At 75.3% G+C, this 8,231-nt stretch carries 5 protein-coding genes; 1 reads left to right on the top strand and 4 read right to left on the bottom strand.

The window, feature by feature from the left end:
• Nucleotides 1-259, top strand: a 259-nt coding sequence (locus NH339_RS16175) for a M20/M25/M40 family metallo-hydrolase (protein WP_253027055.1), incomplete at its 5' end; no start/stop codon positions are given.
• 93 nt (nucleotides 260-352) lie between these two features.
• On the opposite strand, the gene NH339_RS16170 is transcribed toward NH339_RS16175, so the two are convergent.
• The 4 genes from NH339_RS16170 to NH339_RS16155 all read right to left on the bottom strand — a co-directional run.
• Nucleotides 353-1,297, bottom strand: a complete 945-nt coding sequence (locus NH339_RS16170; protein WP_253027054.1) for an aminoglycoside phosphotransferase family protein — start codon at nucleotides 1,295-1,297, stop codon at nucleotides 353-355.
• Nucleotides 1,294-2,901, bottom strand: coding sequence for a metallophosphoesterase (locus NH339_RS16165; protein WP_253027053.1), 1,608 nt, complete (start codon nucleotides 2,899-2,901; stop codon nucleotides 1,294-1,296). Before NH339_RS16165 ends, NH339_RS16170 begins: the two co-directional genes overlap by 4 nt.
• Before the next feature lie 158 nt (nucleotides 2,902-3,059).
• Entirely contained in the window at nucleotides 3,060-5,207 is a 2,148-nt protein-coding gene (locus tag NH339_RS16160; RefSeq protein ID WP_374208337.1) for an AAA family ATPase, read from the bottom strand.
• Between the two features lie 64 nt (nucleotides 5,208-5,271).
• The coding region (locus tag NH339_RS16155; RefSeq protein ID WP_253027051.1) for a carboxypeptidase regulatory-like domain-containing protein at nucleotides 5,272-8,231 on the bottom strand (2,960 nt) is incomplete at its 5' end.

The raw sequence follows: 8,231 nt of genomic DNA, 5'->3' as shown, positions 1-8,231 counted from the left end.
CGCGCTGCCGGAGGGCCACCCGTTCGGAGCGACGGTGCGCGACGCGGTCGTCGCGGCGGGCGGCGAGGAGCCGCTGTCCGTCGGCGCGCCGTACGGCTCCGACCTGCGCCAGTACGCGGCCGCCGGCATCCCGACGGTGCAGTACGGCCCGGGGAACATCGAGGACGCGCACGCGGTCGACGAGTCGGTGCCGATCGACGAGGTCGTGCTCAGCGCCCGCGCCTACGCGCACCTGCTGCTGCGCCACTGCGGGCGGTAGGTCTCGCGCGTCATCTCGTCGCTGTGCGACGTCTGACCTACCTCCCGGCCGGGTTCGGCGCGTCACCTACCGCCCGGGGGCGGGACCGAGCCGTCAGTCCTGCACGGCCTTCGCGATGGTGACGCAGCGGGTGGTCCAGGCGCGGTCGGCGGCGTCGAGGGCTCGGCCCGCCTCCTGCGCGTCCTGGAGGGTCCAGAGGGCGTTGAGCATCATCCGCACGACCACCCAGTCGCGCACCCGGTGCTCGTCGAGCCCGGCGACGTCGACCACGGTGTGGAAGCGGCGGCGCACGGCGAAGCGCACGTCACGGGCCGAGGCGACCTCGTCCCACCGGTTCCACAGCAGCGGGGCGGGCTCGTAGGCCGGGTCGCCGCTGATGCCCTTCGGGTCGATCACGAGCCACGGCACGCCGCCCCCGCCCGGACCGTCCGCGCGACGGCTGGCGAGGACGTTGGCGTCGTGCAGGTCGGCGTGGACGGTCAGCCCGTCGGTGCCGGGATCGCCCGCGAACGCGCGGCCGAGCGCGACGGCCTGCTGCACGAGCCGGCGCGGGGCGGGCACCTCGTCCTGCGCCGCGGCCAGCTGCTCGGTCCACCGCCCCACCAGCGTCGAGAGCGGCACCAGACGACGTGGCGCGCTGACGTGCAGGGTGGCGTAGAGCCCGGCCACCACCTCGCAGGCGTCCAGCGCCGGCAACGACGACAGGGCCGTCGGGCCGGCGCGCTCCAGCAGCAGCGCGCCACGGGCCGGGTCGGCACGCAGCATCCGCACGGCTGCGCGCCCGTCCCACGTGGTCAGCGTCAGGTGCTCGTGGCGGGACTCCTCGTCGACGTACCCCACCTTCAGCACCGCCTCGAGGCCGCGCTCGGTCCGCACCGGCAGCACCAGCGCGACCTCGCCGTGCATCGGCGCCCCGTCGACCCGCAGGCCCCACTCGGCGAGCAGGTCGTCGACCGTCCGCGGCAGGGCGTCGACGAACGCGGCCCAGCGCGGACCTCGCCGGGCGAACGCCGCGACCGCGGCCGGCAGCTCGATCACGGCTGGACGGGAGCCTCCGGGTCCTGGTCCTCGGCGGTCGGGTCCTCGGTGGGATCCGGGTCGGCGGGCGACGGCGAGGAGGTGAGCGGCAGCTCGGTGTAGTCACCGACGTCGATGACCCCGGCGGGCGTGAAGGTGACCACCTGCAGCCCGACCGGCGCGCCGTCGGCGTCGAAGGTGACGATCGTGACCTGGGCGTCGCGCCGCAGGCTGCTGCCGAGGGCGATCGGTAGGACCGCGCCGCCGGTGGTCCCGGTCGTCAGCCGGGTGGTGGACCTGCCGTCGGGACCGGCGATCGCCCGCGGGCCCACCTGGTAGTGCAGGTGCCCGGTGAGCACGAGGTCGACGCAGCCGCTGGCCGCCACCTTGCGCCCTGACGCCCACGAGTGGACGGCGAGCACGCCGACCCGCTCGCCACGCTCGTCGGCCTCGCACGCGGTCGTCGTGAGCTCCTCGTCCTGGTCGTCGAGGGCGGTGTCGCGGGTCTTCGCGTCCTCGGTGTAGCCGGTGAGGGTCGTGCCGCGCGGGTCGGTGTCGCCGAGGAAGCGGACGCCGCCGACCTCGGCGGGCTCACCGTCGAGCACGGTGAAGCCGGCGTTCGCCTGGTCCTTCGTCGTGCGCCGTGAGTCGTGGTTGCCGCCGATGGAGACGACGTCGAAGCCCTTGAACGCGCGGGCGAGGGAGTTGATGCTGAAGGTCTCCCAGGCGCCACCCTGGGAGGTGTCGTCGCCGAGGTCGATCAGCAGGCGGGCCTGGGCGCGGTCGGCGATGTTGCGGGCGACGGGGTCCATGCCGATGTTGTCGTGCCGGTCGGTGACGACGAGCGCCGTCGTCTCGCCGTCCTCGGGTTCACGGACGCGCACCTGCGTCGCCTGCTCCTCGAGCGCGCCGTAGAAGCTGACGGAGTCGCGGTAGAGGTACAGCGCACCCTCCACGAGCGCGCGGCTGCTCGTGGTGGCGCTGCCCTGGGCCAGCTGCAGCCGGTCGAGCACGGGGTCGGCGGGCAGCTCGGGGAACACCTCGCGCGCCGCGGTCCACGTCTGCGCGGGCTCGGCGTCCTGACGCTCGGGCAGGCTGACCAGCACCAGCGCGCCGACGACGACCACGACGGTGGCGACGCCGCCCGCGACCTGCCCGCGCGACGGCTGCACCATCTCGCGGCGGATCCGACGTCGACGGTCGGCACCGACCGCGCGCCAGCCGAGCACGAGGACGGTGACGGTGAGGACGCCGACCCCCAGGCCGCGCAGCGCCGCCTCGGCGGCCATGTCGGTGACGGCGGCCGTCACCTCGCGCACCTCGCCGCTCGGCTGGGCGGCGATGGCGGCGTCGCGCTGGAGCAGCTCCTCCAGGCCCACCGCGTCGGAGTCGCCGAGCCGGACGTTCACGCCGACGCCGAGCGGCGCGTCGACCGGGACCCGTACCTCCGGCAGCAGGGGTCCGAAGTCGATCGTCGCGTGCCCGTCGACCTGCGGGCTGACGACGGCCTGGTGCGCACCGATGGTCAGGTGCCGCTCGCTGTGCAGGAACGTCGACGTCGCCACCGGCAGTCCCGTGAGGACGGCGGCGGCGAGCAGGACGAGGCCGACCGCGATCTTGCGCACCCGTCCACCCTAGAAGGCGTCCCGCCGGTCCCCCCGCCCAGCCCGAGGTCCCCGCGTTTTGTGGACTTGGTGACCGTTTCTGCTCGAGAAACCGTCACCAAGTCCACAAAACGCGGGGAGGGCTGGAGGGGCGGGGCGGGGGGCGGGGTGGGGTGGGGTCAGGAGACGCGGGAGAGCCAGGTCTGGGTGGTGCCGACCGTGGTGAGGAGCTGGGTGGCGCGGGTGAGGACGACGTAGAACGTCCGCCAGCCCGCCTCGGACTCCGCGACGATCGCGTCGGGCTCGACCACGACCACCGCGTCGAACTCCAGGCCCTTGGTGTCGAGCCCGTCGAGCACCCGCAGCCGGTCGTGGGCCGCGAGCCGGTCGGCCAGACGGGCCCGCAGCCGCGGCAGGTCGGCGCGGGCGGCGACCACCGCGACCGTGCCCTCGACCCGCTCGAGCATCGTGTCGGCCTCGGCCGCGACGGCGTCGAGCAGGGCGGCGTCGGCGACCCACTCGTGCCGCGGCGCCTCGCCCGTGCGACGCACGGCCTCCGCGAGGTCGGCGCCCGGGATCGCGACCTGCGCGACGTCGGCCGCGAGGTCGTAGATCTCGGCGGAGTTGCGGTAGTTGGTCGAGAGCCGGAACCGGTGCTCGACCTTGCCCTCCAGCGCGGCCACGCGGGCCTGCTCGGCCTCGTCGGCGTGCGGCCACGACGACTGCGCGAGGTCGCCGACGATCGTCCAGCTGGCGTAGCGACCGCGCCGGCCGAGCATGCGCCACTGCATCGGCGAGAGGTCCTGCGCCTCGTCGACCAGCACGTGCGCGTACCCGTCGTCGTCGATGCTGGTGGTGGAGCGCAGCTCGTTCTCGACCTCGCGCTCCCGTCGCTCGAAGCTCATCAGCTGGCGCGGCACGTCGTCGTCGCGCTCGTCGTCGGGCGGCACCTCGCCCAGCAGGTAGCGCAGCTCGTCGATGAGGGGGACGTCCTCGATGGCGGGGACGCCCGAGGCCCACGACGTGACCATCGCGTCGAGCTCCTCGCGGGAGAACGCTCCGTTGGCGAGCTCACCGACCCGCTTGGGCAGGGTGCGCCAGAGCTCGACGGCGTCGACCGGCGGCCACCACGCCTCGACGAAGTCGACGTAGCGGTGGTCGGTGGTGAGCTCGTCGAGGAAGCCCTCCTCGCCCTTCTCGAGCGCCCGCTCGCCCGACACCTGCTGCCACAGCGCCCGCGCCACGGCGGCCGGCGCCTTCGGGTACGCGCGGTTGCGGGGCAGGTTCGAGAGCAGCCCACGGCGGATGTTGGCGAGCTTCTTGGCGTCGAGGACGAGCACGTCGTCCTTGTAGAAGTAGCGGAACGACGTCGGCTCGCCGGGCTGCGGCGACGTGGCCAGGCGCCGCAGCACGGGCAGCATGCGCGACGAGCCCTTGGCCGCGGCGGCGACCGGCTCGTCGTGCTCGCGCGCGCCGACCCCGTCAACGACCTCGCCGAGCGAGCGCAGCGTCACGGCGGTCTCGCCGAGGCTCGGCAGCACCCGCTCGATGTAGCTCATGAACACCGACGACGGGCCGACGACGAGCACGCCGCCGGACTCGAAGCGTCGGCGGTCGGTGTACAGCAGGTAGGCCGCGCGGTGCAGCGCCACGACGGTCTTGCCCGTGCCGGGGCCGCCGCCGATGATCGTCGCGCCGCGGCTGGGCGCCCGGATGGCCTCGTCCTGCTCCTTCTGGATGGTGGCGACGACGGAGTGCATGGTGCTGTCGCGGGCCCGCGAGAGGCTGGCGAGCAGCGCACCCTCGCCGACGACGACCATGTCCTCGGGGGCGTTCTCCGCGTCGAGCAGGTCGTCCTCGACCCCGACGACGGTCTTGCCCGAGCTGCGCAGGACGCGACGGCGGACGACGCCGGTGGGGTCCTGGGCCGTGGCCTGGTAGAACAACGCGGCCGCCGGCGCCCGCCAGTCGACGAGCAGGATCTCGCGTTCGGCGTCGCGGACACCGATCCGGCCGATGTACCGCGCCTCGCCGCCCTGCAGGTCGAGGCGGCCGAACACGAGGCCGTCGTGCGCGGCATTCAGGGCCGACAGGCGGCGGGTGGCCTGGAAGACCATCGCGTCGCGCTCGACCAGACCGCCCTCGTTGCCGACGTGCCCACGGGCGAAGCCCTCGGTGACGAGCGACTGCGCCACCTTCGTGGACTCGTCGAGGCGGCCGTAGACGACGTCGACGTACGCCTGCTCCGCTGCGATCTCTGCGGCGGCCTGCTGCTCGGAGGACACGCCTCTCCTCGGCTCTCGTGGGTCGTTCTGCGAACTCCCCATGATACCCGCCGCCCGCCCACGAAAAGCCCACCGGTCCGGGGTTGGTGGGACGCCCGTCCTGTCGTCAGCGCACGGTGACCCGACGGTTGGTCGAGCGGGCCTCGACCTTCGCGTCGCCCAGGTACTCCACCGTGTAGACCCGGGTGCCCTTGGCCTGCCCGGTGACGGTGACGACGGCGCGACGCGTGCCCCGGTAGGTCGTGAGGGTCGCGCTGCGCAGCGTGCGCGAGCCGAGCCGGACGCGCAGGGTCCCCGTGGGAGTGGCGCCACCCGCGCGCACGACGACGGTGAACGTCGCGCTCCGGCGACCTCCGGTGCTCGTGACGGCGAGGGCGGGCTGCGCCTTGACGGTCCGCGACGCCGACGTGCGCGACCCTGTGACGTGGCCCGGTCGCGTGGCGGTCACCCGGACGGTGAGCGGACGTCCGAGGTCGGCGGTGCCGGCGCGGTACGTCGGACCGGTCGCCCCCGTGACGGCCTTGCCCGACCGCAGCCACTGGTACCCGAAGGACGTCGAGCCGGTCGTGGGGTCGCCGGCGTCCCACGTGCCGGGCGAGGCCGTGAGGGTCGAGCCGGGTCGGGCGGTCCCGGTGACGGTGGGCGCGGTGCGGGCGGTCAGGGCGGCGGGAGCGACGGTGCGCGCGGCCGACGTGGTGGTCACGGGCTGCTGTCCGTCGACCTGCCCGACCACCTGGAGCGCCACGGCGCTGCCGACGTCGTCGAGCCCGAGCCGGTACGTGGTGCCCGTCGCGCCGTCGACCGGGCGGCCGTCGCGCAGCCACTGCCGGGCGAGCGTCACGTCGGCCGGCGACCACGTGCCGCTGGACGCCGTGGTGCGGGTGCCGACGACGGGGTCGCTCGTGAGGGCGGGCGGGGAGGTCGACACGAGCGTCCCGGGCGCGACCGTAACGGGCGCGCTGACGGCGAGGGCGGAGCGGTACCCCGCCCGCGAGGCGACCACGCGCACCGAGACCGCACGTCCGACGTCGGCGACACCCGGCACGTAGCTGCGACCGGTGGCTCCGGTGACGGGCGTGCCGTCGCGCAGCCACTGGAAGGCCACGTCGGTCGCGGTGGGTGTCCAGGTGCCGGGGTCGGCGGTGAGGGTCCCGCCGACGGCGGCCCGTCCCGTGACGGTCGGTGCGGCGCCCGACCGCAGCGTGCCGAGCTCCGACCCGACGACCACGTCGACGCCCGGTGTGAGCGACCCGGCGACGACCTCGACGTCGGCAGCCGAGGAGAACGCGGTGCCGCCACCGTGGTGGGTCGTGCGGAACGGCTCCTGCCGCTCGACGACCCGGACCCGGTACCGGCCGGGCGGCAGCTCGACCTGGTACGCGCCGTAGCCGGGTGTCGTGCGCTCCTGCTCGACCCACCGTCCGGCCTCGGTGTCGAGCCGGAGGAACACGGCCTCCAGCTCCGGAGGCGGCGCGTCGGCGAGCACAGCGGCGTCGCTGATGCTGCCCGTGACCCCCGTGGCGGCGGCGAGGGTGGCGTCGACGCCGTCGACGTCGGTGGACGCCACCCGGACCGCGCGAGCTGTGGCGAGGTCGGGGCCACCGGCGAAGGTCGTCGCGTACCCGAGCGGCAGGCCGTGGAAGCCCACCCGGTAGACGCCGGGCGGCACGGCGAGCGCGTACCTGCCGTCCGTGCCGGAGACCGCGCGACCGACGACGACGGCGGTGTCGTCGCGGGGGTCGTAGCGCCACGCCCGCACCTCCACACCCGCGGCCGGGCGGGCGTCGGGTCCGAGGAGCCGGCCGGTGACGGCGCGCTGGTCGGCGAGCGTCACCGTCCGCGTGGTGGTGCCCGTCGCGAGCGCGAGGGACGACAGGGTCCAGCGGACGTCACCGTCGAGCACCACCTCGACCGTGTAGGCGCCGGCGGGGGCGGCGAGTCCGTAGGCGCCGGTGTCGTCCGTGGTGGTCTCGGCCACGACGTCGCCGCCGGCACCGGCGGCGTCCAGCGGGCGGACGAGACGGACCAGCGCGTCGCCCACGCCGGCACCGGACGCCGTCTGCACCCGACCGACCAGGCGGGGGTTCGCCGCGAGGGTGACGTCGCGGCCGGTGAGCGTCGCGCCGTCGGCCACGACCACCCGCGTCGCCGACGCCCAGGTGCTGGCGCCGGCGAGGTACTCGCCCCGGTGGTCGCCCGAGGGGTCCTCGAACGCGAGCACGTACCGCCCGGCGTCGACCTGCACCTCGTAGCGGCCGGCGGAGTCGGTGCGCGCCGAGGTGACGGGCACGAGGTCGTCGCTGCCGCCCTGCAGCACCCGGACGTCCACCCCTGCCAGCGGTCCCGACGCGCCTCTCACGGTGCCCTGGACCCGGGCACTGACCATCTCGAGCCGGACGTCGCGGCTGACGAGCGCCCCGGCGACGACGACCGACGACGCGGCGCCGACGGTCGCGGAGCCCGGGCCGAAGGTGGTGCGGTGGCGGTCCGCCGAGAAGCCCAGCCGGTAGGTCCCGTCGGGCAGGAGCAGCCGGTAGCGGCCGTCGGCGGAGGTGGTGGTCTCGTCGAGCACGACCCACTCGCCGTCGCGCAGCACCGAGGCGCTCACGCGCGCCTCGGCCAGTGCGGCACCCGTCGCGGTGGTGACGGTGCCGCGGACGCCGGAGCGCGCCCGGGCTGCCAGGACCGTGTCGCGCGCGAGCACGTCGGTGTCGCCGACCGTGACCGTGCGCGCCGCCGCGACCGAGGCGGCGTCGTCCCAGAACTCGCCGAGCAGCTCGTCGGTGCCCTCGACCTGCAGACGGTAGTCGCCGGGGACGACAGGCGCGGACCAGCGGCCGGAGGCGTCGGTCGGGACCCGGTCGGCGACGACCCAGCGGGTCTGGCCGGCGACGACGCGGGGCGCGTGCACGACGACGTCGGTGCGCACCGGTGCGCCGTCGGGGCCCGTGACCCGGCCGCGGATCGCGAGGGCGGACGCGAGGTCGACGCCGCCGACGTCTCCGCCGCGCTGGCCGACGAGGAGCGGGTCGTCGACGACGCTGCGCGTCCACGTGCGGTAGCCGC

It is taken from the genome of Aeromicrobium sp. CnD17-E, assembly GCF_024124745.1.
Classification (GTDB): domain Bacteria; phylum Actinomycetota; class Actinomycetes; order Propionibacteriales; family Nocardioidaceae; genus Aeromicrobium.
This window is presented reverse-complemented; position numbering and strand designations above follow the sequence as displayed.

What these genes read in the sequence shown, in the direction of transcription:
- NH339_RS16160 (WP_374208337.1), bottom strand. Translation starts at nt 5,207, where the DNA reads ATGGGGAGTTCGCAGAACGACCCACGAGAGCCGAGGAGAGGCGTGTCC.